The organism is Paenibacillus sp. FSL E2-0178 (assembly GCF_038593005.1).
Lineage (GTDB): Bacteria > Bacillota > Bacilli > Paenibacillales > Paenibacillaceae > Paenibacillus_AQ > Paenibacillus_AQ phytohabitans.
Genome location: NZ_CP151953.1, coordinates 6,871,674 through 6,897,848, shown reverse-complemented (window position 1 = coordinate 6,897,848; position 26,175 = coordinate 6,871,674). Strand labels below are relative to the sequence as shown.

19 protein-coding genes are annotated in these 26,175 nt (G+C 47.0%); 2 read left to right on the top strand and 17 right to left on the bottom strand.

The window, feature by feature from the left end; all coding sequences use genetic code 11:
• Nucleotide 1: 1 nt before the first annotated feature.
• The 5 genes from MHI42_RS29890 to MHI42_RS29870 are packed head-to-tail and all read right to left on the bottom strand — an operon-like array spanning nt 2 to nt 5,994.
• On the bottom strand, nt 2-1,180 hold the full coding sequence (locus tag MHI42_RS29890; RefSeq protein WP_342421510.1) for a glycosyltransferase family 4 protein: 1,179 nt from the start codon (nt 1,178-1,180) through the stop codon (nt 2-4).
• Nucleotides 1,181-1,201: 21 nt separating this feature from the next.
• Nucleotides 1,202-1,636, bottom strand: coding sequence for a hypothetical protein (locus tag MHI42_RS29885; protein ID WP_342421509.1), 435 nt, complete (start codon nt 1,634-1,636; stop codon nt 1,202-1,204).
• Complete coding sequence (locus tag MHI42_RS29880; protein WP_342421508.1) at nt 1,629-3,689, bottom strand: alpha-amylase family glycosyl hydrolase; 2,061 nt, start codon at nt 3,687-3,689, stop codon at nt 1,629-1,631. Before MHI42_RS29880 ends, MHI42_RS29885 begins: the two co-directional genes overlap by 8 nt.
• A gap of 2 nt (nt 3,690-3,691) precedes the next feature.
• Complete coding sequence (locus MHI42_RS29875) at nt 3,692-4,831, bottom strand: DUF1611 domain-containing protein (RefSeq protein WP_342421507.1); 1,140 nt, start codon at nt 4,829-4,831, stop codon at nt 3,692-3,694.
• A gap of 20 nt (nt 4,832-4,851) precedes the next feature.
• Nucleotides 4,852-5,994, bottom strand: a complete 1,143-nt coding sequence (locus MHI42_RS29870; protein ID WP_342421505.1) for a DUF1611 domain-containing protein — start codon at nt 5,992-5,994, stop codon at nt 4,852-4,854.
• Nucleotides 5,995-6,192: 198 nt separating this feature from the next.
• On the opposite strand from MHI42_RS29870, the gene MHI42_RS29865 reads away from it, so the two are divergent.
• Together MHI42_RS29865 and MHI42_RS29860 are read left to right on the top strand one after the other, a co-directional pair.
• Nucleotides 6,193-7,104 (top strand): LacI family DNA-binding transcriptional regulator, encoded by a 912-nt coding sequence (locus tag MHI42_RS29865; protein ID WP_341066208.1) that lies wholly within the window; start codon nt 6,193-6,195, stop codon nt 7,102-7,104.
• Between the two features lie 48 nt (nt 7,105-7,152).
• Nucleotides 7,153-8,418, top strand: a complete 1,266-nt coding sequence (locus tag MHI42_RS29860; protein ID WP_342421503.1) for an MFS transporter — start codon at nt 7,153-7,155, stop codon at nt 8,416-8,418.
• On the opposite strand, the gene MHI42_RS29855 is transcribed toward MHI42_RS29860, so the two are convergent.
• The 12 genes from MHI42_RS29855 to MHI42_RS29800 form a co-directional block, all read right to left on the bottom strand.
• Complete coding sequence (locus MHI42_RS29855) at nt 8,399-9,799, bottom strand: sigma 54-interacting transcriptional regulator (protein ID WP_342421502.1); 1,401 nt, start codon at nt 9,797-9,799, stop codon at nt 8,399-8,401. The genes MHI42_RS29860 and MHI42_RS29855 overlap by 20 nt on opposite strands.
• A 109-nt stretch (nt 9,800-9,908) precedes the next feature.
• Nucleotides 9,909-10,868 (bottom strand): DUF561 domain-containing protein, encoded by a 960-nt coding sequence (locus MHI42_RS29850; protein ID WP_042139058.1) that lies wholly within the window; start codon nt 10,866-10,868, stop codon nt 9,909-9,911.
• 66 nt (nt 10,869-10,934) lie between these two features.
• The gene (locus MHI42_RS29845) at nt 10,935-12,173 is read right to left on the bottom strand and encodes an OFA family MFS transporter (protein ID WP_042139059.1); all 1,239 of its coding nucleotides are present in this window, start codon (nt 12,171-12,173) and stop codon (nt 10,935-10,937) included.
• A 40-nt stretch (nt 12,174-12,213) separates the two neighbouring features.
• Nucleotides 12,214-13,800, bottom strand: coding sequence for an acyl CoA:acetate/3-ketoacid CoA transferase (locus MHI42_RS29840; RefSeq protein ID WP_342421500.1), 1,587 nt, complete (start codon nt 13,798-13,800; stop codon nt 12,214-12,216).
• A gap of 695 nt (nt 13,801-14,495) precedes the next feature.
• On the bottom strand, nt 14,496-16,889 hold the full coding sequence (locus tag MHI42_RS29835) for a glycoside hydrolase family 3 C-terminal domain-containing protein (protein ID WP_340985892.1): 2,394 nt from the start codon (nt 16,887-16,889) through the stop codon (nt 14,496-14,498).
• Nucleotides 16,886-17,992, bottom strand: a complete 1,107-nt coding sequence (gene glf / locus MHI42_RS29830; RefSeq protein ID WP_340985891.1) for a UDP-galactopyranose mutase — start codon at nt 17,990-17,992, stop codon at nt 16,886-16,888. Before glf ends, MHI42_RS29835 begins: the two co-directional genes overlap by 4 nt.
• 85 nt (nt 17,993-18,077) lie before the next feature.
• Nucleotides 18,078-19,094: a glycosyltransferase family 2 protein gene (locus MHI42_RS29825; protein ID WP_342421499.1), complete on the bottom strand. Its 1,017-nt coding sequence runs from the start codon at nt 19,092-19,094 to the stop codon at nt 18,078-18,080.
• 26 nt (nt 19,095-19,120) lie between these two features.
• Entirely contained in the window at nt 19,121-19,717 is a 597-nt protein-coding gene (locus MHI42_RS29820; protein ID WP_042139063.1) for a hypothetical protein, read from the bottom strand.
• The gene (locus tag MHI42_RS29815; protein WP_342421498.1) at nt 19,704-22,103 is read right to left on the bottom strand and encodes a glycoside hydrolase family 2 TIM barrel-domain containing protein; all 2,400 of its coding nucleotides are present in this window, start codon (nt 22,101-22,103) and stop codon (nt 19,704-19,706) included. The genes MHI42_RS29820 and MHI42_RS29815 overlap by 14 nt, the downstream gene beginning before the upstream one ends.
• A gap of 19 nt (nt 22,104-22,122) precedes the next feature.
• A complete protein-coding gene (locus MHI42_RS29810) occupies nt 22,123-22,545 on the bottom strand; it encodes a hypothetical protein (protein ID WP_042139065.1) in 423 nt (140 codons plus the stop codon).
• 1 nt (nt 22,546) lies between these two features.
• Complete coding sequence (locus MHI42_RS29805; RefSeq protein WP_342421497.1) at nt 22,547-25,495, bottom strand: glycoside hydrolase family 3 C-terminal domain-containing protein; 2,949 nt, start codon at nt 25,493-25,495, stop codon at nt 22,547-22,549.
• 33 nt (nt 25,496-25,528) lie between these two features.
• Nucleotides 25,529-26,146 (bottom strand): hypothetical protein, encoded by a 618-nt coding sequence (locus MHI42_RS29800; RefSeq protein WP_042139067.1) that lies wholly within the window; start codon nt 26,144-26,146, stop codon nt 25,529-25,531.
• Nucleotides 26,147-26,175 lie beyond the last annotated feature (29 nt).

Here is a 26,175-nt window from a genome sequence, read left to right as displayed (position 1 = left end):
CTCATAATCTCACGCCGCTCAGCGCGGAATAGACTTCCCTGGTTCTGTCAGCAATGGGGTTCCAGTCATACTTCAGCAGCACCTCCCGCCGGGCTGCTTCTGCAAGCAGGCTCCCTTCATCAGGCTCACGGAGCAACTGTAGAATCCGGCCCGCAAGCATGTCAGAATCTCCGGATATGCTGGTGAGTCCAGTCCGCCCATGCTCGACAATCTCGGCCAGTCCCCCTTCTTCAGACACAATTACCGGTGTACCGCTCCCCATCGCTTCCAGTGCCACAATGCCGAAGGGCTCATATAAGCTGGGAAATACACAGACATCGGCAATCTGGAACAGATAGCTTTTCTCCAGGCTGTCCACGAAGCCGGTGAAGTGTATGCTTGTACCCAGCTCAGCCGCACTGGCTTCAAGCTCGGCGAACATCGGTCCCCGGCCTGCGATAATACAGGTGCAGTGCGGGAATTCCCGCACTACCTCATGCATGCTTTGCAGCAGCACCTGTACCCCTTTTTCCTTCACTAGTCTTCCAATGAACAAAATAATCTCTCCGCCATTGCGCGCATAATGCTCTCTTCTGAAGGGATGTGCGGGAATCAGCTCCAGTGAACGGAGATCAATGCCGTTCGGAATAATCTCCGTCCTTGACTCCTCAAGACCATGCACAGTGCAGAGCTCCCGCTGCATATGCAGGCTGCATACAATAACCTTGTCCGATGTAGAGACCAGTTCATTCTCAATGGCATGAATCGTATGCTGTTGAGGCGTGAATACTCCCTGGTTCCTCCCGAACTCTGTAGCATGGATTGTTGTAACAAGCGGTAACGACAGCCGTTGACGGAGAAGAAGGGCTGCGTAGCCGACCAGCCAATCATGCGCGTGAATAAGATCGAGTCTTACGTTCCCGATTAGCCGGGATACAACGTAATCTACAATCGCCAGATTGAACTGAAGCACCCAATCCTCGAAATCGGTCAAGTTCTCATAAGAATTCACACGGTGCACGTATACGCCGTTCTCCACTTCCAGAACGGGCCGCCCGGGAGCGCTGTTGGTGATTACATGAACCTCGGTCTGCCCGCTTGCCAAATGCCTGGACAATTCATAGACATGCGGGGCCATCCCTCCGATCACCACAGGCGGATACTCCCAGGACAGGATTAAGACAGATGCGCTGGACTTCATAGGTTGTCCCCTCCTAATCTCTCAATGTGCAGAAAGTGAATATCCTGTGAAGAATTCCCACCATGTATTTTGCTCCAGCAGCGGAGGTGAAGAATGGTCTCTTTGGAAGGAAAGCCAGTCAGAATACTCGAGGCTGCCGTCATCACAAACAAATAACACATTAGATCTTAAAATTGGTACAAACGTTTGCACTTTTTTAATAATCCCTAAATCTGCATAATAGTAACGTTCTTGCGGCCTGGGAATCCGCATCTCCAGCGTTTGCCCGAGCGGCTTGTACACAGGGAAAAGGAACTGGGCAAATTTGTTATCAGAAGAGAGGGTGGTTAGCCGGACAGCCTGCTGCAGCTCAAGCCAGCCACTTTTGAAATGCCAGGCAATCAGCCGCCTTGTCTCTTCGTCCAGCACCGTTCGAAAGATCAGGCGCGTCCCGTCAAACTGCAATCTCTCATCCATACGCAGCATCTCCTCCGGACAGCTGATTAGACTCCTGGTGACATCCCTGCCACTCCACGATCATTTCCGATACACCCTCCGCAGGCGTATGGATGTAATGAACCTCCCCTTGCTCCATGCGCACAATACCAGAGTCACCCCTTAGCAGAAAATTGAACTCGATCCGGCAGTCTGCGGGCAGACTGATATCGCAATACCAGGTTGGATACCGGTAGACGATATGATTGTAAAACGGCCCTGCGGCCCTCTCTGCATTCCATTCTCCCAGCTCATACACGTTCCCCGTCACATATACCCTAGTATCATATTCGGTATACAGATTCTTGACTACCAGCCTTACCGTGACCAGCTTTCCTGTCCACACCGTCAGTTCTTCCGCCAGCTGGAACTCGCTCTCCCCGCCTGTCAGACCTTGTACAGAATGTGTTCCCGCCGGGACCGCCGGAATCCTGGCTACGATCTTCTCCGATTGCCATGAGATTACATCAGCCTCATAACCGCCAACCATCAGACGGCCGTTGTCACCTAAATGTCTGCCCCGGATAATAAGCTCACTTCCCGGCGCCGCTGCTTTGGGATAGAAGTGTAAGGCAGCCAGCTCCTCCAGATCTGCCTCATGAACATAGATATAAGCAGACTGAGGTGCCAGTATTACATTTTGTATGTCCCCTTCGGCTCCGGCAACTGCCTGACGGTCTGGATAAATGTCCTTAAGCAGGCTGGAGTAAGCGCCTTGCGGCAGGGAAGTTAGCAGAGGAGGCAGTGTATGTCCGCTTTCACCCTGATTAATTAGAATAAGTGCAACATCCTTCTTGCAGCTGCGCTCGAATACGAGCACCCCCGAATTCACATACAGCAGCTTCGTATTACCGTAACCAATCGCAAGATTACATGCTCTTAAACGATTAAGCTGAGCCACTAACCGGTAGGCCGTTGTCTCCCTGCTGAAGGAGCTCATCATGGCACGATTGCCGGGATCCTCCCCGCCGCTCATGTACTGCTCGGTTCCATAGTACACCACAGGCAGGCCTGCGGAAGTCAACAGCAGCACAAGCGCCAAATCCGTGAGCCAAGGGTCAGAATCCCGGGTGAACCGGCTCATATCATGATTATCCAGAAAAATAAGCTGGTCATACAAATGCTTATAGCTGCCGGAGGATTCACATAGCATTTCGGCAAAAGCACCGAAGCCCTGCCGCCCATGAAAGGCCCCGCGGATCGCATGGGTGAACATAAAATGCAGCAGACTCATTCCGGTCCCATTGGCAAAAGCAGCATTGTCCTGTGTGCAGCCATGTGCTTCAAGAAACCACTCCCCGAACACATAAGCCGGTTTCCTGGCATGGATGAAGCCGCTCAAGGCGGTTAACCAGCCTGGGGGAATATGTTTGGCCGCATCGATCCTCACACCGTCCACCCCCAGATCTAGCCAGAAGGCAATCCCTTCCCGCAAAAGCTCATCCACTTCCGGGTTCATCTGATCCAATCCGGCCAGGTCATACAAATTCCGGTACTGCGAATCTTCAGCATCCCGAAAAGCAGTGCCGCCATTATGCAGAAACACACGCTCCAGGTCTCCCGAGTAAGTAGCTACCAGCTGGCCCGCACGGTATATTGCGCCATTCTCCATATAATCCGGCCGCAGTTCCAGTGCCGGGGACGTATGATTCGGCGTAAAATCAATGATTACCTTAAGTCCGTGCTCATGCGCTGTGCTCAGCAGAGCTCTGAATGTATCCATAGAACCGAAATAAGGATTGGGCCTCAGGAAGTCTCTGGGCCAATAGCCATGATAGGAAGCCGTGCCTTCTTCATCGTCCGCGCACACATGAATGTTCTCTGCCGGCTGGGAAATCAGGATCGCGCTGACCCCCATACCGGTAAGATATCCGTCCTGAATCCTGGCAATAATTCCTGTCCAGTCGCCGCCGAGATATTTTCGCAGATTGCCTGTGCCAGAGCTGAAGAGCTCCGCTCGCGGCCGGCTGGCAGGGTTGCCTTCGCAGAACCGGTCGGTGACAATCTGATAGATGCATTCGCCCGGATTCAGCATGTTTACTTACCAGAAGCGGCCGGAATAGCATTCGCTTCCTCCAAGAGAAGATTCACCGCTGCTTCTGCCTGTTCGGTAAAGAGGACCTGAATATGAAATTTCTGTTCCAGTTCAAGCTTGCGGGCCAATCGTTGTTCAAGGGGATAGATCTCATAATGCCCATAAGAGGTTTCAAGCTTATCCGGCAGCAGCAGGGCAAGCGGCCGCCTGGAGTAGATTCTTAAGATTTCAATCGCATCAAGTATAGCGCTGTCATCATCATAACCGGCAATCAGCAGTATATACTCCGGATCAAATGTCCGCAGCATCGCGTATCGCAGAGAATTGAAAGCAATATTCATTGTGGGAAGAATGGAGCTTTGCCCCGCCATAACGATCCACTCGCTGCCACTCTGCTGGGCTTGATGAATAACAGTATCGATATAATACGGGTACTGCTCCAACGGACGGTGCGCCAGGAATTTGAAGATATCCCCTTCAGGCTGCCCGAACAGAAATCCGGTTGGCTCTGTGATAAAGGCTGTAGCCGGAATGCCCAGCGCTCCGAACTGCCGATAGAGATTCATCTGCACGGTAAATTTGCCAATGCACCCCCGCGTAGCAAAAACACCAACTCTCTTAATCGTTCTGGGGCGGGCAAACATCATGGCTTCCTTCTCGAACTGTCCCAGATAGCACTCAATATCTGTTCCGCCCGTGCTGTAACGCTCATCCATCTTCTGAAAAAGCTGCTCCTGAGGACTGTGAACCACATCGATTTTTAATTGCTGCTCTGCCATCCAGTTCAGGGTATCCCTGTCATAAATTTCATGAACACTGACTACCCTTAAGCCCCGGGCTGAAGCATACAAGATCAATTTTCGCCATAATTCCGCCAGATCGTGTTCAGCGAATACACCTTTGTTACCCCCAAAAGTAGTGCCGGGATCATTGAGAATCAGAGTGTCCGCATCCTTCAGACCAGCTTCCATAGACGAATGAATAAGAATTCCAGAATGCTTCCCGTCCACCTGCTCTCCGGCATCTTGTCCGTCTTCCTGCACGAAGTCGATTACCGACACAATCTCCACACTCAACAGGTCACGAAAGCGAAGCAGACCCTGCGTGATTTTATTGAAGGGATACAGGACAACCCTTTCCATATTCACCGCCTCCGCCCGGATCATAATTTGACAGTCCGCTTATAGCCAGCCAGCTTGGCAGCCAATCTGCCAATGTCCAGCACCGATTCAACATTCTCGGCTGCAAACCGGCTGCGGATCTCTTCCTTGCGCTGTTCTATTTCTTCCGGGGTCTTCGAGATGTATTCTCCGAAATCAACTTCGTATTTATCCGGAATCAGAATGGCAAACGGCCGGCTGCCGTTGCCGTAAACGCGAAGAATATCGAGGCTGTCTCTAATCTGCTCATCATCATCGTAGCCTGCGATCAGGATCGTCAAATCGGGCTGTAAAGCGCGCAAATAGGAGACCTTGGTCGCTGCAATCACGAAATTCTCATTCGGAAGCAAGGAGCCTTGACCTGACAGCAGGACATAATCACAGCCTTCGCTCTCTGCTTCCCGGACTGCCGCGTGAATGTAATACGGATATTGGCTCAGCGGCTTATTGGCAATAAATTTCATTATATCGCCGCCCGGTTGATTGAAGAGTGCGGCTGTGGGCTCGGTTATAATCGCCTGGACCTTCTCTCCTGCCTGCTTAAGCGCCCGGAATAATGACATTTGGGCAGTGAATTTCCCGAGGCATCCTCTTGTTGCGAATATCCCTACCTTGCATATATTGCGGTTATAAGCGGTTATTTGTGCGTCCATATCAAAATAAGATAAGTAAGTGGCTATTTCATCTCCAGGGGATGGAAAAACATATTCTGTATGAAGCCGGCGCTGCAGACTTGCGGGGATTTGCGGTAGAATTTCAATCGTGATTCCATTCTCGAGCAGCCATTCCAAGGTCGGAAGGTCAATAATTTCGTGCACACTGATGATCCGCAGCTTGTGCTCATGGGCAGAGACAACCAGCATTCTCCACAGCTGGCTGAGCTTATGCTCGCCATACACACCCTCGTTATTTCCGAAGGAGGTTCCTGGATCATTCAGAATAAGAGTATCCGCTAAGCCAAATACCTCTTCAAAATTGTCCGTGACCGGAATGCCCGCCGCACGCCCTTCCACCAGCTCTGCTGCATCTTTGCCCTTATGCAGGACAAAATCAACAACCGCCCTTACTGTAAAATCCGTTAGATCCCTGAACCTGATGATCCCTTGCGTAATCTTATTGAAGGGATACAACACTACATTGTCCATGCATAACCGCCTCCCATAATAGAGTAAAGAATAGACAACAATCGATAGACTTAACCGATTAAGCTGATACTACAATATTTTACATATTATATCAACAACAAGAAATAAAAGGTTTATTATGACACATCACTTCCAGGATTGACGACTGATCCAGCTAATGTTAATCTTTAGGAAATCAACAGACAGGAGATTGGTGCGTTGAAAAAAACGACTATGAAGGACATCGCCATCCGTGCTAACGTATCCGTTGCCACCGTAAGCTATGTGCTGAATCGTGTGGATAATCAGACTATTCCTGAGAAGACGCGCCGCCAGATTATGGAACTGGCTAAAGAGCTCCGCTATATTCCAAACTTAGCAGCCCGCTCACTGGCAAACCAAAAAACCGGTCTGATAGGTGTATTGGTCCACAAATCCAAGTCATTGCCCTACTGGAAGCTGCATGCCCAGCTCGCCTTCATTCATGCTTTGGAGCAGCGGCTTACAGCGGCCGGTTATCATACGCTCCTCTATTCTCTGGATACCGACACCCCTTCGCTGGATATTATCGTTGAACGCAAGCTGGAAGCCGTGTTTCTCATTGATGCACAAGACCATTCCTTCTACTCGATCTCCAGACACTTTGTCGAGGGCATCCCCCTGATTCTGATCGACAGCATGATAGAGGATAAGCTGTTCAAGCAGGTGGTGTTTAATTACCGATCAGCGCTTGAAAAAGCACTTCCCGAAGATCTGTCGCAGGTCTGCTTGATTATGGAGGGCTTCAATAATTCGCTCCTCACCCGCTATATCCGCAGCAGTGTTCCTCTGGCTGATGATGCTGTCTTTGAGATCCGTGAACTTCAGGATTTGCTTCCGGCAATGGAGCATCACCGCTTCAAGCAGGCAATTGTGATCAATGAATTCATTGGCAGCTACGTGGAGAAGTCTGGAAAGTTCGAGCATCTTACGGTAATCTGCACATGTAATTCCCCGGAAATGCTGGGTGAGCATGTGAAGAAGATTCTTTTTCAAGGAGATAAAGCGGAGGTTGCTTATGAACTCATGCAAGAGCTGTTGCACCATTCGGACTACTCCGAGCAGGTGAATAACTGTTATTATGTCGACTAATTTTTTTTGAGGGTTAACTTAAGCGTTTAAGTTGAAAGGAGAGTAACTATGCCAGAACCCGTTATAGCCAGCCAGGCTGCCCCTGCGGTTCACTCCTATCCAAAACTATGGGCCAACAAAAAATTCATGCTGCTGCTCTGCTCCTTTTCCATTTCCCTGTTCGGCAACACCTTTCACAATATCGCTCTCAGTCTCTGGGTGCTTCAGACCACCGGCAGTGCCAAACTGGTGGCTGTACTGACGATCATTAATCTGTTGCTCAGCTCGCTGCTCGGATCCATTGGAGGAACGTTTGCGGATCGAACCAACCGCAGAACAATCATGCTGGTCACGGATCTGATTAGCTGCATACTGGTAGTATCGCTCGCCCTGGTCCTCTCTCTCCCTTCCGCTTCCTTCATTATCGTGGCTCTGCTTACTGCGTTGACCACTGCATCTGCCCTTTTCCAGTCCCCTGCCTACCAGTCCTCCATTATCACCGTGGTCGGCAAAGAGCATGTCCAGCAAGCCGTAGGCATGCTTAACCTGTCAGAGAATATTTGCCGGACAGTCGGCTTTTCCATGGGCGGAATCTTTGTAGCGGGCTTTGGTGCGGCGGATGCCATTTTATTCGATGGAGTCACGTTTTTGGTCTCCTTCCTGCTGGTTCTTGCGGTCCGTTCCCTTCCTATGCCGACACGCGTGAATGCTGAGCCCGGGCAGAAGAGGAATTTTATTCAGGACCTTGGGGAAGGCATACGGTATATCTGGAAATTCCCTTTTGCCAAGGCCGTCATCATTATGCTTCCGACGCTCACTCTATTCTTCATGCCCTCGCTGATGCTGACCCAGGTTATGGCCGTCAACGTCTGGAAGGCAAGCCCGTTCCAGTTCGGACTCATGGAAGCTTGTATCCCGCTCGGCTATATGATCGGCTCAGGCCTGATTATGATCCTGGGCTCCAGAATCAGACGGAGAGGATTATTTATTATGAGCGGTCTCTTCTGTCTGGGCCCGATGTACATCCTGTTATCCTTCATCACTTCTGCGGCCACAGCCATTCCTGTCGTTCTGCTGATTGGATTCATGTTCTCGTTCTGCACGCTGCTGATCAATATCATCCTCAGGCTGGAAATATCGGAAGAGATTCAGGGCCGGGTCTTCGGAGTACTTGGGTCGATTATGAGTGTCGCTCCGTCGATCGGTCTAACACTTGTCTCCTACCTCTCGGATTATTTCAGTCCGGGTCCAGTCATGGGTTCCATTGGCCTGCTGCTGTTCCTGTTCGCCTTATATGCTTCCACCAGGCTCAAGATCATTCGGGGTTATAACTAAAATTCCGCAGCACTTCTTCCATTTTCTTCAGCTTTCTGTAAATAACCGACCGGTCCACACTTAATTTTTTGGCCGCTTCTGTACCGTTTCCGTAACAATCCTTCAGCACTTTTACAATATAACGGCCCTCTGCTACTGCAGTGAAGTCTTTCAGCGCAGACAGGTGATGTTTGTTCTTGGCTATGAAGTGGTCAATTGCAAACCAGTCCGCTACTTGATCCTCTTCCTCCTGGCTAGTTCCCATATATTCCGTAACCACAAGCCGTTCGATATAATTCCTCAGCTCTCTCGCATTTCCGTGCCAGGGCTGACTCAGCATCTTCTCAAACTCTTCCGCACTTAAGACATATTTCTTCCCGTACATGTGATTGAAGCTGGCGATATAACTGGAGATTAGCCCTACAAGGTCCAGCTTGCGGTTACGGAGCGGAGGGATATGAATCGGGATCACATTAATCCGGTAATACAGATCTTCACGGAATAGCCCTTTCTTCACCATACTCCACAGATCCCGGTTCGTAGCTGAGATCACACGGCAATGGACCGGTATATTCACGATGCCGCCGACGCGTCTTACTTCATTATTCTCCAGAACCCGCAATAGCTTGGCTTGCATCTCAAGCGGCAAATCCGCAATTTCATCCAGAAAAAGAACCCCGTCATTCGCAATTTCAATCATGCCCGCCTTCACTTCCGTCTGTCCTTCCAAGACTCCTTTTTCGTATCCAAACAATTCATATTCGAATAGAGCCGGAGCAATCGCTGCACAATTAATCGCAATGAAGGGCCCCTTCCACTTTTCACTTCTTAGATGGATATATTTGGCTATAACCTCTTTACCGGTCCCGGATTCACCATAGATTAACACCTTGCTGTCGTAGGACGCGATCTGGTTGCAGACTTTAATGATCTGTTTCATGGCCAGGCTTTCGGCTACAATCCCTTTGCCTTCCCCCGCCGCTGATTCACCGAGCTGCTTGCTGATCTGCTGGGTTACAGGTACATTTGCTTCATAATAGGCGTGCTCCTGCTTGAATTCATTAGAAGTGGTGACTACCAGCTGCACCTCCCCATCCTTATCCAGAATAGGAATCGCTGTGGAGAAGATATGAAATCCTCTTGAGGTGATGACATTCTTCGAAACCTTTTGTTTACTTTGAATGGCCTCCATCGTAATCGAATGAGGATAATAGCCGGCCTTCACCAAGTCCTGGACATTCGCCTTCAGCAGCTCCTCCAATTGAACTCCGATGGTTAAAGCGGTAAATTCATTGGAGATTAATATATTTCCGTGTGGATCGGTCACAAATAAAGTGGACGGCAGCTCTTCCATAATTTCGTCTATCGTACGTTTACCTGATTTTTTATTTCTTTTAGTCATATTTATCAGTCCTATACTATTATATTAACGCTTACATCCTTATTTAGAAAAAAAGCCAAACGATATCATTACGTAAATGATACCACTTGGCTTATGATATGACACTTTATTATGCGCCTACAACGGATAATGGTCCCAGCTGTAAATGCCCCAGCTTCCCGAGGGTTTCCTGCGCCTCTTCGAACATGGTGGTAATCATCTCTTCAACCGTAGTAATCTTATTCACCATCCCGCAAATCTGTCCAGCCATTACGGAGCCCGTATCTGTATCTCCTTCAAATACGGCCCGGCGCAAAGATCCCAGGCTTAATTTCTCCAGCTCTTCACGTGAAGCCTTCTCATTCTCAAGTCTCAGGAATTCAGCAATCATACTATTCTTGATGCTTCTTACCGGACCGCCCAGGCTGCGGCCAGTCACTGTTGTGCTCGTATCATCTGCAGCAATGACGGCTTGTTTGAAGTTCTCGTGAGTAGGGCATTCCACGGTAGCCAGGAACCGGGTTCCCACCTGAACGCCCTGTGCTCCAAGTGCAAATGCAGCCGCGATGCCACGGCCATCCGCAATCCCGCCCGCTCCAATTACCGGAATCGACACTGCACTGGCCACTTGAGGCAGAAGGGCCATCGTCGTGGTTTCACCTACATGTCCGCCTGCTTCGGTTCCTTCGGCAACAATCGCATCGACACCCAACGCTTCCATTTTCTTGGCGATTTTGACTGAAGGAACTACCGGAATGACGATAATGCCATGCTCTTTGAGCGTCTTCATGTATGGAGCAGGTGTGCCTGCACCTGTGGTCACAATCTTCACGCCTTCTTCGATAATGACCTCAATAAGCTCAGGGATATTGTTCATCATCAGCATCAAATTAACAGCGAAGGGTTTATCGGTGCTTGCCTTCACCTTACGAATCTCGTCACGAAGACGGTCCGCAGTAAATCCGCCTGAACCGATAATGCCCAGCCCTCCCGCATTGGACACAGCACCTACCAGAGGAGAAACCGCGATTTGAGCCATCCCCCCCTGAAAAATCGGATATTTAATCCCTAATAGTTGTGTAATCGACATTGTGTTAACCTCCATTTATATTGTTCGTTAATGTAACTCAGTTATTCATTAATGTAACTCAGTTTCTTAAGCGGCTTGGGTAACTTCAGGCTGTGGCGGCTGTTGTTTATCCATTGCTTTGTACACAAAGGTTAGAGCAAAGCCAACCAAAGAGATCACCAGCGCGATGTAAAAAGCATTCGTGAACATTCCGTCATTGGCCGCTGCCACCTTACCGGCAATTCTCGGTCCGAAGAAGGCCGCTCCTGAATAACCGATAAAGGTAACACCATAGTTGACACCGTAATATTTCATCCCGAATTTCTCGCCGACAATCGAAGGGAAGATACCCATGGTTCCGCCGAAGCACAAGCCAATGCCTGCAATGGCTACCGCAAATCCGGCGATGGATGTCGATAATGCTATAGTCAGCATCATGGCCGCAATGACCAGGTAGATCATGAGCAGACATTTTACCCGGCCGATTTTGTCGGATACAGCGCCCCAGAATACACGGCCAATGCAGTTACTGAGTGAGTACAGGCTTACATATAGTGCTGCGGCTGCTGCGGAGAGGCCAAACATCTTCTGTCCAATGACAGATGCGTTGGCGGTTACCATCATTCCTGACAAGGCACCGATTAGGAACAGGCAGGCGATGACATAGAATAGAGGCTTCTTGATCATTTCGTGCCATTGTACATTCACGCCGCCCTTGGCAGCTCCGGCAGCCGGAGGCGCCCAGCCCTCAGGAGCATAACCGGCCGGAGCAGGTTTAACGAGCAGTCCCAGGCTCAGAATAATTACCAGGAAGACGGCACCGAGCATGATCAAGGCCGGCTGGACACCCTGACCGCTGATTAACGCGTTGGCTATAGGTGCGATAACGATGGTTCCGCCGCCGTAGCCCGCTGTAACAATTCCTGCAGCCAAGCCTCTTTTATCCGGAAAGAGCTTTACACTGTTGCCAATGGTAGAGGAATATACAATCCCCTGGCCGATCCCGGTAATAACACCGTATGTGATATACAGCATCCAAGGTGCGGTTGCCAGTCCCGACAGAATGAAGCCAATCCCGAACATGGCTCCGCCGATAAAGATAGCCTTCCTCGCTCCCCCTTTATCGACCAGCTTCCCTCCCAGGATCATTGGAATTGGAGAGATCGCTGCATTGATCGTAAAGGCCATCATAATATCAGGCATCGAAACATCAAACACTTTGGTTAATGGAAGGGCGAAAATACTGAATGCGTATATTGCACCTACACAGATATTAATGATGGCCGATGCGATCAGTATCCTCCAGCGGTTTAACTGAATATTCATGAGATCATCCCTTTTCATAGTGTATTGAAGCACGGATAGATTAATATACTTCCAATAAGACCCGGTTTTTCTCGGCAATGATAGATTTCAGCTTCCCCCAGTGTTCGTGGAACATGGCTTGATCCATTTGCTTGAGCGCAGGTGAGATCACCGGTACAAAGTCCATCTGATCCAGAATATGCGTCTGCAGGTCAACACCCGGTGCGATTTCAGTTAAGGTTACTTTCCCATCCAGCAGCTCAAATACCGCACGCTCCGTAACATATACAACCGGTTGCTCTACTTTGGCCGCATAAGAACCGCTGAACGTGATCTGCTGCACCTTCTTAATGAACTTTTTCACTTTTCCCTCTTGAAGGATGTGCAATTTCCCGTCTTCAACCTTGATCTCCAGACCACCAGCGGTGAATGTACCTGCGAATACCAGCTTTTTGGCTGCCTGAGAGATATTAATGAATCCGCCGCATCCGGCTACCCGGGTACCAAATTTGCTGACATTTACGTTCCCGGACTCATCCATTTGAGCGAGGCCAAGGACAGATAAATCGATACCGCCTCCATCATAGAAATCGAACTGCGCGTCATGATCTACGATGGCCTCAGAGTTATAGGCATGGCCGAAGTCCTTCAGACCTGCGGGAACACCCCCGATAGAACCGGCCTCCGTGGTTAGAATCAGCTGGTCACTTACTCCCTCCTCTTCTGCTATGTTGGCAACATTAACCGGAATTCCAACCCCAAGATTCAGGATCGCATTCGGCTGAAGCTCTATTGCCGTCCGGCGGGAGATGATTTTGCGCTCATCCAGCGGCAGCGATTCAATAGATTCGGTAGGTACCTTAACATGACCGGAGAATGCCGGATTATATTGGGTGTTCTCTGTCTGGTAATGATTCTCCGGCTTGGACACGACAATATAATCTACTAGAATCCCTGGAACTTTAACATCCTTAGGGTTAAGGGTGCCGCGCTTGGCAACCGTCTCTACCTGAGCAATTACGATACCTCCCGAGTTGCGGACAGCCTGGGCGATAGGCAGGACCTCCATATGCAGGCCTTCTTTTTCCAGCGTCAGATTGCCATTCTCATCAGCCACGGTTCCGCGGATCAAGCCGACATGAATAGGAAAGGATTTATAGAATAACCACTCCTCGCCCTCTAGCTCGATAACCTTTACAATGTCTTCCTTCGTGGACGGGGACATTTTGCCGCCTTCGACCCGGGGATCAACGAACGTCTCCATGCCTACTTTGGTAATCACACCCGGACGCTTGGCGGCAATTTCCCGGTAGAGCTGAGTAATTACACCCTGGGGCAAATTGTACGCTTCACATTTGTCTTCTTCGATCAGCTTCGCCATCCCGGGGGAAGCAATGGCAATTCCGCCAATCCAGCGTTTAATTAATCCTTCATGGCCTAAGTGGCTCATCCCTTTGTCGCGGCGGTTGCCGACTGCACTGGCGTGCATGACCGTCAGATTTCTCGGCAGCCCCGTCTGCACGAAGCGGTCTTCAATGGCTATCCCCATCTCTTCTGCCCAGCAGGATAATCCAAATCCGCTGGCCGCCACTGTATCTCCGTCTTTGATGAGTTCCGCTGCTTTGGCGGCTGAAATTACTTTGGTCATTTCATCTGCTCCCTTGTATGTGAATAATTTCACTTCGCTGATTAAAAAAATAAAACGCTTGATTGATACGCTTCGAAAGTATTGTGAAATATTTCTCAATGTCATCGTATTACAGAAAAAAGGACCGGTCAACCAGCCCAAAATGGCTTTAATTCAAGGTTTTTTTCTGTTGTTTTTTTGCGACTGGCACTGTTGAACGCACCCTTTTCAAGTACGTTATGTCAGCAATGCCTAATAAGCAGGCCTGAACAAACAGCTGCAATACAGGGCTGAATCCCCCCCACCCGGCTTAGAGGTATGAGTCGCAAAATAACCACACTATTTCTTCCCTCTTACTCTGGCCGTTAGTGACAACAACGCGTAGGCGGCCTTTCCTATCCGGCGGATAATACAAATGCATGCAGAATCGAAATTAAGATATTCCGTATCTGTCCAGAAAAAATAAAATATTTTTCGCATATTGCGTGAATTGCATTTTTGCAACAGCGGATTGTTGCCGAAGTACTCAAAAAATAATTCAAATCCTTTTTATGTGGACGTAACCTTCCTTTTCACTGGTGCACCAGACCGTAGTCAAAGAAAGGGCATTACCATGCGCATGTCCTAAAAATGAACGCCCGCTGATAATGCCCCCTAATATAAAAATCTGAAAACTTAATTTTTGTTGAATGATTTTGTTCATCCTAATGCATGGATCAAATCCACTTTGTATATTTTAATACATGACTTAATCCTCTAAAAAAACGACCATTTACCATCATCAAAATCCCATCCAGCATCTTCATATTCACAATTCCGCCTGTCATTCTCGCAATACCTCTGAAGGGCATATGATAAATAGACATCATGATGATATTAGCTGTGCTTCTCTTTTCGATCTTTATTAAAAACCAATGAACAAAAACTATTAAATGGTAAACAAACCTCGCACTTCTTCCCTTTGCATACTGGCACTGGGCAATCGTATCGTTGTACCCCAGAGGCTGTGACCGGTCCCATTTAGAGACAGGTATTTTATATCCAAGCAGATATTCAAATTCAGTCGAGCTGACATTGTTGGCTTTTCCCGAATAATAGGTAGGAAGCATATCCTTATCATAAGGAGGCGGTGCACCCGTCCCTTCTACAAACAGGGTGTCTGCCAATCGGATGTCTGCACTTGAAGCACCGATACTGATCTCATAGTCCGCTGCTTCGATTTCCCATTTATTTGTCTTCACGTTGAAATAGCGGAATGTTTTATCATCAAAAGGCAGCGTTACTTTCCGGGTCTCTCCCGCAGCCAGACGCACTTTGGCAAATCCTTTTAATTCTTTAACCGCTCTAAATATTTCCTGCGATTTACAGCCTACATATAGCTGAACAATCTCCATTCCGGGAACATCTCCGGTATTCGTTAATTCAAATGTTACCCCTTTACTGGAAACCTCAAGGTTGGAGTACTCATATTGGGTATAGCTTAGACCGTAACCGAACGGGAAAAGCACGTTCTTAATTGCTGTATCATAATAGCGGTAGCCCATATAAATGCTCTCTCTGTATTCTACGGTGGCTTCCTTACCCGGGAAGTGGTGATAGGAAGGCGTATCTTCATAACACAGGGGATAGGTTTCTGCCAGTTTCCCTGAAGGATTCACTTCTCCCGTTAAAACCCTCCCAATAGCCCCCGCTCCTGCTTGCCCCGATAGATAACCGTGGATTAATCCTTTAATCTTATGAATCCACGGCATCTCTACCACAGAGCCGCAAGCGAGCACTGCTACAATGTTGGGGTTAACTTTATATAATGCGTGTAATAGGTTAATCTGATTCCGGGGGATCTCCATGCTTCGTCTATCTAATCCTTCAGTTTCAGAAGCTTCGTCCAGACCCATATATAGAAGAACAACATCAGCTTTTTGGGCAAGAGCACAAGCCTTATTCAGTTTTTTCATATTATTCTTGCCTTGACGTTCAAAACCGGGCTCATATCCAATACTGATCAAATTTGATTGTTCTAGATCATCTAACAGATTACCGGTAATTGTTGGATTTACAATAGAAGATCCAGCCCCCTGGTATCTTGGATTTTCCGCAAAATTACCGATTACGGCTAACTTCATACCTTTTCTAAGGGGTAATATATTCCCTTCATTTTTAAGAAGCACCACAGACTCTTCAGCAGCTCTCTTTGCCAGCTTATGATGCTTTTCCACATCAAATTTCCCAGGTCTGCTGGAAGCTATTCTTGTTGTAAAAATAAGCTCAAGTAGTCTGTTCACACATTCATCTAATCCTTCTTCCACGATTTCTCCGCTCTGGATGGCCCGGATGATTTCAGCATTCGTCTCGCCTGCGGTTGTCGGCATCTCGAGTTCATTGCCAGCTAACAATCCTGCTAAGCGGTCATTACTGCCGCCCCAATCAGTGACAACAACCCCTTGATAACCCCATTCATCACGCAAAATATCCCTCATTAAATGGATGTTCTCATTCGTGTAACTTCCATTAAGAAGGTTATAGGAAGACATAAGCGTCTTCGGCTTGCCTTCCTGAACAGCGATTTCAAATGCAGTCAGATAGATTTCCCTAAGCGCTCTTTCATCTACACATGCATCTATTGACATCCGTCTCTCTTCTTGATTATTTACTGCGAAGTGCTTTACACATGCTGATATTCCCTGTGATTGAATGCCCCGGATGTAACCAGCAGCCATTTTACCGGCAAGATGCGGATCTTCACTGAAATACTCGAAGTTCCTTCCGCAGAGAGGGTTTCTCTTCATATTAATACCAGGCCCGAGAAGAACATTGACTTGCTGCGAAGCAGCTTCCTCTCCAAGATACTCTCCAATCCTCTCACCAAGCTCCACATTCCAGCTGTTAGCTACAGTCGCAGCGGTTGGGTAACAAGTTGCTTGAATGCTGGCATTTAGTCCAAGATGGTCTGCTGCTGCTGCCTGCCTTCTAACACCATGTGGCCCATCCGCCAGATACAGGCTGTGGATTCCCAGACGGTCGATGTTTTGAGTCGTCCAGAAATCCTTACCTGACATTAACAATGCTTTCTCTTCTACACTCATTTGGTTAATTAAAGTTTCATACTTCATCTGAATTCTTCTTTGACTAAGCTTAATGCTGCTGCAATGACTTGATGCATATCGAAATATTTATACATACCCAGTCGTCCCCCGAGCACAATATTGGGCAGATCCTCCGCTAGCTCACGGTACTTTCTATATTTCTCATTATTACCGTCATCATTTAAAGGGTAATACGGCTCGTCACCCTTTTTCCATGTTTGCGGGTATTCTCGAGTAACGATGGTCTTTGGCTGTTCGCCAAATTCAAAATGTTTATGCTCAATAATCCGCGTATATGGGGTTTCTGCATCCGTATAATTGACCACTGCATTTCCTTGATAGTTTTGCCGGTCCAAAGTAACGGATTCAAATCTTAAACTCCGGTATTCTAATTCACCGTACCTGTAATCAAACAATTGATCGATCATTCCTGTATAAACAATCTTGGGGTATTCTTCTAAGTAAGCCGCTTTATTTGCAAATAAGTCTTGATTCAACTCTAGGTCAATCAATTCACCAGACAGCATTTTTTCAATGATTTGCGTATAGCCGCCGATAGGAATTCCCTGATACCGGTCATTGAAATAATTATTATCATAGGTGAAACGGACAGGGATCCGTTTGATAATGAAGGCAGGCAGCTCTGCTGCTTTACGCCCCCATTGTTTTTCGGTATAACCCTTTACCAGTTTCTCATAGATATCGAGTCCAACTAATGAAATAGCTTGTTCTTCCAGGTTATTCGGATCCCCAATTCCAGCGGCTGATCTTTGTTCAGCGATCCTTGACTGTGCTTCGTCAGGCGTAATCGTCCCCCATAATTGATTAAAAGTATTCATATTAAAAGGCAAGCTATATATTTCACCTTTATAGTTGGCAATGGGACTGTTGGTATAGCGGTTAAATTCGGCAAACTGATTAATGTAGTCCCAAATCCCTTTGTTATTCGTATGGAAAATATGCGCCCCATATTGATGTACCTGGATACCTTCAATATTTTTGGTGTATACATTACCGCCCAGATGATCCCGCTTATCGATTACCTTTATCCGTCTTCCCCGCTTGGCTGCTTCATAGGCAAAGATACTGCCGAATAGTCCGGAGCCCACAACCAGATAGTCGTATTTCATATAGTCTCACCCTGCCTTTTATCAAAATTTGCGGCGTAAAAAAATAAACCTGCAGATGAAGGGTCCATCCACAGGTTTGCAGCTTTCAATTGAATCCCACAATCTTCTGTGAGACTTTATAGGCAGATACCGTTATACTACGGCCCAAATACCCCGGAATATTCATCATTCTTCCCATGACTCCGTATCTGATCGTATTGTATAACTCAATATCTTTTTCATTCATATACTTCCACAGCTCTTTTTTCTTCAACAGATTTTCTTTCTTACGTGAACGGATTAACAGGATTGTAGAAATAATTGTGATAATCTCAAGGTAATTGAGCATATATTGGCGAAGCTTAGGACTTTTAATCTGTTCAATGTTCATTCCATCGATCATGAGCTTATTCACTTTAAGCTGCTGGTCTATTCTTTCAATCATCACTTTCTCATTAACCGACTGATCTTCTCGTCCAATGAAATACCGGTAGAAATCGACGTTCACATAATAAATCCGCTTCACTTTTTCAAGCGGTTTAAACACAAACAGATTGTCCACGTAGAAGGTATGCTCGGGAAGTGTGAAGCGGCATTCTTTTAACAAATTCGTGCGATAGATAATGGAATGCATTAAAATATACTGGCCTTTACGGAAGGATTTAATTTCATCCCAGGTGAACACCCGTCCCTCAGGAAGGTTCCGGTCATACTTCATTACCTTCCGGTGCCGTTTACCTGTTTTCTCATATACGAAATTGCTGACAACCATATCGACGGCCTTGCCCTCAGCGACCAGCGCTTTTAGCTTCATCCGGATTTGTTGATATGCCTCCTGGTCCACCCAGTCATCACTGTCCACCACTTTAACAAACAAGCCGGCAGCAACCTTAATCCCCGTATTCACCGCACCGCCATGGCCTTTGTTTTCTTGATGCACCACTTTGACCATCGATGGATACATGCTCTCGTAGCTGTCTGCAATCATTCTAGTGCCGTCGTTGGAGCCATCATTAACAATAATGATTTCAATTTCTTCGTCATTAACTAGCAGGCTGCTAATACAGCGGTCCATATAATCCTGTGAGTTATAGCAGGGTACAATGAATGACAATAATTTCATTATTACTAACCTCTTTTTATTCTTTTTTAGGCCACCTTTTGCTGTTTATCTTCTTTGAAAATGATCTTCAGGATCGGGAAATACACCCAGAACGAGATGGCAGCATTAATAATCATCGTAATCAAATCTGCAGCCGTTTCACCGGTTCCTCCAAACCTATCAATAAAGAACTGGTAGATCGGGTCCTTGTACCACCCCTGAAGGGCACCCGCGCAAATGGTTATCAGGATATAGGCGATAAGATACCAGACAGCCGCTTTGTAAATATTGCTTTTGGATCGAAAGGTAATATTCCGTTGAGCAAAGAAGTTAATCACCTGGGCGATCCCCAGCGTCAGTTGAACAGCAAGGAAGTAGGATAGTCCACCGCCTCCACCAGAGGCGATTGACCCTGAAGGATAGTTGAAAATATAGTAGGGAGATCCATCAGTATTATGTCCAACCGGTAAAATCTGAAAATCATGAGCTTCCAAAGCAGATCCGCTAAAAACTGCCTTCAAAACCGGCATAAGGATCATCTGAAACACCGTAATGCCATTGCTTAATAACAAAAACATAATAAATTGCGCGATTTGGGGATGTTTAAGACTGTAGTTACTCCAGAACGCTTTAATACCGCTCACTAATACCACTTCCTTCTATTTTCACACTAAAGCGCAACTGGACTGGTTCTGTCTGATTGGAAGTAATCGTCAATGTCCCTTCTCCAGCTATCCCTGTTGTTTTAACATAGGTGCCGCACATGCCCCCTTCGGCAGTGACACAATCTGGACCTACGATTTCTATTGCACCTACTGCTTTTAAGAAGACCGGCAGATGTGAGTACGTGGCATTGTTGTTATTCGCATCTACAACCCGAATACGGATAGATGACACATCAAAGGTATCGGCTTCAATTAACTCCGTTCCACTAACGGTCGTTTCTAAATGAATACTCGCATTAGAGGCTTTCACTACCTCTGCAACCACCTGGCCATTCTTAATCGCTTCAAAGCGGTATACAGGTGCGGACACGCCCCAATTTTCAATGTATTTGAAGAACAGTTTGTAAAAGGTTACGGGTGAAACCAAATGACGAAGCATTACCCACAACGCTTTAAAAATGTACCTTGGAGGTAAGGCAGTACCAAACCGCTGAATAGCCAAGAGACATTCTTTAATCGCTTCGGCTTTTTGGTGTGAATACTTTTCTCCTTCTTCAATCACGTTGCCCACGGTGTCGTAGAATTCGATTGGCGGATGCGGTAAATAGCGGTATTTTTTGTTGACCGGCTTAAATTCCCGGATCATCCGTTCATTCTTGTATAGACGAACCGAATCGGCATTAGTGAAAATATAATTTTCACCGATAGCACCTCCCGGGTAATCGCCGATATGCATATCTGAACCGACTTCCAGAACCGGGGTTTCCTCTGAGAAGCTGGCATAGACTTTCGTAGCCAGTTTATGATTGCGGTACATGTCCATGATGCCGTGATAGCATATCCGGTCACCTGATCCGAAATCACCATGAGTTTGATAATCGAACATACACCACCCGAAGGCTCCTGCAATATCTTCTCTTTTATATACCTCATTTAGCACATTGGCATGGCGCATAGCGTGGGACAGCCGGTGGGTCGGCGTATCTGTTGCCTTGGTCGGAAACATATGGCCATTGAACTCGGCAATCAGGTAGCCTTTATTCTTATTAGGCGATATCAGCCACCTTGGCAGTAATCCGCCATTCTTCCCTGTATGAGAAAAATCGTTGAAGGCATAAACATCTTCTAATAAACTGCTTCTCCATAGAAAGCGGACTCCGCTTGTCTGTCTGCTATGATCCAGACGGCGGGCAATTTCATTGGTCTTGGAGTACAAGACATCATCATCTTGCGATTCGTTAACACGGACTCCCCAGAGAATGATCGAAGGATGATTACGGTACTGCAAGATCATTTCTTCAACATTATCACAGACAATTCGTTTCCATTCTTCATCGTTCTTGATATGCTGCCACCCTGGTGTTTCTGTAAATACAAGCAATCCCAAACGGTCACAAGCATTAAGGAAGTGCTTGGACTGAGGATAATGAGAGGTACGGACCGCATTCACATGCAGTTCTTCTTTTAGGATTCTGACATCTTCCACCTGCATGGAAGCAGGCATAGCATAGCCTACATAAGGATAGCTCTGATGGCGGTTTAATCCGCGAATCTTATATTTTTTTCCGTTTAAATAGAACCCGTCACTTCGAAAATCCGCCTGCCGGAAACCAAAAGATACATGGTAATTATCGATAATTTCCCCATTCCTATTTCTTAACGAGGCTATTAGTGTGTATAAATATGGTGTTTCCGGGCTCCACTCGTGGGGGCTTGTAACAGCGATGCTGCATGTACTGACTACTGCCCCTGATACCTTGAGGCTCTGTTGGCCGACTGTCTTTTGCTGTTGATCAAGTATGCTCAATTCCAGTGTGTGGGCTATATCCGGCTGACTGATGGTCACATCAATAACTGCCTGATTCATATCCGGTGTCCGTACAAACACATCTTCAACGTAACTTTGATCCGCAAGCAGTAGCCACGCTTCACGATAGAGTCCGCCATAGGTCATGTAATCAATAACATGGCCGAATGGCGGTACATTGGCATCTTCCCGTGTATTTAGACGAACGACAATTCTGTTCTCTTGCCCGTATACCAGCTTATCTGTTACTTCTACCCGAAATGCAGTATAGCCACCGTTATGAGTCATTAACTGCTCGCCATTGACAAATACCTCTGCCACATGAGCAGCACCATCGAACTGCAGGAACAGACGCCGACCTTTCCACTCCCCCGGAACCTCAAGATGACGTCTATAACCACATATCATCTGATAGGAGCCTTCCTCCATGTAGTGCACAGGCACCTCTTTACAAGTATGGGGCAGCCTTACGGCTGTCCCCTCTCCTGTGAAGTTAAAGAATTCATCAGTTATATTCTCTATAAAACCCCATCCGTCACAGATACTAATCTTTTTCATTTCCGATTCTCCATCTTGTTCATTTTGAAGTATTTACGATGTAGATTAAGCCTTCTGACCTTGATTGTTTCATGAAGCAGGAAACCAGGGAGGCAACCGTTCCGATCGCAAAGGCAATCCCGAAAATAATAACAGCCTGCGGGTTTCCTCCGATGAAATTAACCCCGTTGATAACATCAGACAGCGTTGGAAATCCTAAATACAGATGCATAGAGAGCGCTACGCCAAAACAGATCGATGGTAGAAGCGGCGCGAAACTATAGCTTTTAACCAAAACCAGCAGTTCTCCCAAGACACCTGCTATGATTAGACCAAAGGTTACAAAGGAAAAGGTCCGATCGCCATAATCAAAAATGATAAATGCAATATTTGCTGCAAGCATCAGGCAGGCAGCCAGAAAGCCAATCCAGAAACCTGACGTCCGATCTTTAAATAAGACCATTCTATTTTCCCACCTTTACCTTTACATTTCTTCTGAGACTGGATCTGATGAACAGCAATACACTGATCAGCAGTAATGCACCAAGTGTATAATTAATCACTTTCAGCAAGGTTTGCCACCATGGTGTAAACCCTTCAACTTCAGTGTCATCCGTTAATCCATTAAGCAGATTCGATTTGGCCAGTGAATAATAGAAATGTTTATTGGCCCGTCTCAACTCCTGCAGAACATAACCGTCCTTCTTACTTGCTAGGTACTTATGAACTTCGCTCGCACGGTTAGTGTCTGCATTGAACGTGTCTGTTCCCGCCACGAGCGATTCAATCGTTGGAATATTCGGATTGCCTTTGACAGAGTCCGTAATGGTTACGCCTTTGAAGCCCCATTCATTTCTGAGGACTTGTTTCAACGTTGCTGAATCTGCATAGGCCAGCCGGGCACCAATCCGGGAGAATGACATCATCGTGCCAAGCGAACCTCCTTGGGTAAAGGCGCCTTCAAAAGCTTTCAGCGGACCTTGGCGATACGCCTGTTCCGTCATAAATGTAGACAGCTCTTGTCTGTTCGTTTCCTGATCGTTGGCTACGAAATGTTTAATGGCAGCTGTTAACCCCTTGGCTTGCATCGCTTCAGTTTGATTAGCTCCCAAAAGATAAGCAAGAATACTATCCTCAGAGTAGTATTCAAAGTTACGTCCGCTAAACGGGGTCCGGTGTAAATTCCCGCCTGGTGACCATAGCTGTGAAGTGCCGCTGAATAGGCAATCCTCTGCAATAAATTTGCCTCGTTCTGCTAATAATTCTTTATTCCAGGTTGCAGCTGCCACGACTTGAACAACATGGAAGGTTGCCGGCTGATTGCCGCCATACAAATAATTAGATTGTGAGCCCGATGGGCCATCCGTATTTTTGTTGACCGGTTTATTAATCGACTTAACTGCTGGTTGGCCAAAATTCTCGCCAATTGTGGCACTTAACTCGCTTAGCGTTAACTGATCAAGGAATTTATTCCATGTTGTATCATCTTCAAATGGGACATCCTTCATATCCAGCAGCTTGAGCGTAACCTCTGCACCTTGAGTAATGCTGTCGTATGCAGGTGCATCAGCTGGTTTTACATATTTTTCGTTGTACATTACATCTTTCAGTTGATCTGTTGCCGTAATATTATTATAGGGCTCAGGATAAGTGTTCCAATCGTTGCGCGTTAAATACGTTACCGTATCCCCGGCAAAATGGTTAATATCAACCTCTGTGAATTGGTTGGACACGATTTCGTCCGTATACGCTGACTTGGCATAGGTTACATTGTCCAATGATTCCAGAGGAACAGCGACTGCCTTGTCCGGCTCTCCAGCTACAGCAGTACCGTCTGCGGCAATTAGCTTTCCTTGTACATTGGCGCTTTCCTTATTAGCCAGTATGTTATTCAGAGCATCATGACTGTCATTTCCAATGGCGAAATAATAGTCGCCCGGATCAAAAACATAAGTACCTTTCTTGCTTGGATCAGCACCATTGTCAGCATTAGCGTCATAAGTAGCAAATAAATATTCATCTACAGTGACTGTTACTTCTTCCGATTCGCCTGCGGCTAACTCACTTGTTTTTCCGAAGCCGATCAGCTGGATCGCTGATTTCTCAGCCTGACCTTCTTCGTAGGGGAGCTGAGCATATACCTGCACTACGGACTTCGACTTTCCGGTATAAGCCGATTCCTGCGGATATCCTTGATTGGTAACTTTCACAGTCGCCGTCACCGTTTTTGCTTGTCTATCCCAATTCACTGATGTTAACTCTTGGGAGAACTCGGCATAGGAGCTGCCATAACCAAAGCTATACACCATTTCATCTGCATAGCTCCAGCTGTCTTTATTAACAAATGCCCCCGCTTTGCTGTCTGCATTATGGAGTCCCAGAACAGCATCATGATATCTGGTTTCGTAATATTTATAGCCTTGATAGATGCCTTCCGCTTCAACAATATAATGACCATCGTCATTACCGTATTGGAAGTCTCCGGCGTTTCTGACCGCCGGGGCAGACAGTGAATCTGCGGCGAAGGTATCAACCAGCCGGCCTGATGGATCTGCTGCACCTGTCAGTACATTGGCGATTCCGGTGAAGCCTATTAATCCGGGATTGCCAATCCAGAGTGCGGCATCTACTCCATACTCCTCTTCTTCAATCCAGCCAAGTTCCATGGCAAACGCACTATTGATCAGCACAATCGTTTTGGCGAATTTGCCGCTGTCCTTAATCATCTTCAATAAATCTTTTTCGGTGTCATGAAGCGCCAAGTGAGAGATTCCATCCCTGTCCGATGTCGCCAAGTCTTTGCCCTCTCCGCCATCACGCGACAACATGACTATAGCCGCATCGTTGAAATCATTCTGGTATGTGGCCTGCAGCTCACTGGTGTAGAAGCTTGAATCAACCTCACCAATGAACCAGTCAGGAGCTGCTTTTACTCTGGACACCTCACTCTTTGCATAAGCATCGAATAACGGGTCATTAATCTTAAAACCCGCTGCCTCAAGTGCGCCATGCAAACTGACTTTACGTGCCTCATCCATACCCGGTCCGCCAGCATTCCCGCTGTACACAGGATCGGCTGTCGAACGGCCAAATAAGGTAACACTGCGTTCTTCTGTGCTTAATGGCAGAGCCGCCTGCTCATTTTTTAATAAAACTGTACCCTCTTCCATAGTCTGTATGTCATGTTTATCAGAATCCACTAACATTGCCTGCAAACCTGCATCCGATAGCTCGTAATCGCTCTTATAATGCATCGAGCTGGCATCCGCTTCAAGTACAGGTGCTGTGACATTAAGAAAGACATTAACTTGACCGCTCCAGCTGATTAGCAGTTGGGTCATGAGAATACTAAAGGTTAATAGGACTGCAGTAACTGCAGTAAACCCGCGCCATACATTCGATTTGCTTTTCAATGTGTTACCTCCCCCGCACAAGCGCTAGTTATCTTAATTCGCTGTTTCACCACTGGTTAATACGGTATAGTCGAAGCTCGCTTTGGCACCATCTACAATAATTGAAGCTTCAGGGAAAGCCACGGTTTCCAGATACTCTTCAGCAGTCAACGCAGGTCCTTCACCGCCAACAGCTGTACCCATTTCATCAGTCCAAGCTTTAGTATTTACATAACCAATCGGATTTGCGCCTGCTGAGTAGGAACTGTTCGCGATGACTGCTGTAGGTTTGGATAATTCCAGCGTGATTAGTCCTCCTTCATCGGTTGAAGTTAAGGTCCCATAGTATTTAGTGATGTTCGCCCCTCTGGGTACTACATCGTATTTACCATCATCAGCGAATTCCAAGGCTCCGGAGTAGAACGTTTCAGTGCTCGTTAAGCAATACGTATTATCTGCAAAGGTCTCAATATTTTGCACACCGAAAGTTGCCTGCTTGAAGGTATGCTCCGGGTAAGCACTCATAAATTCAACATTAGTTCCAGAAGCATAATACCCTGTCAGTTCACTGGATCCGGAAGACTTCTCACCATTTCCGCATGCTGTGATTCCTATCAGCAATGCCATCGCACAAATTGCAGTAAAAGCCTTTTTCACCGTTTTGTTTTTCACGAAAATTACCCCTTTAAATAAATTTTGTA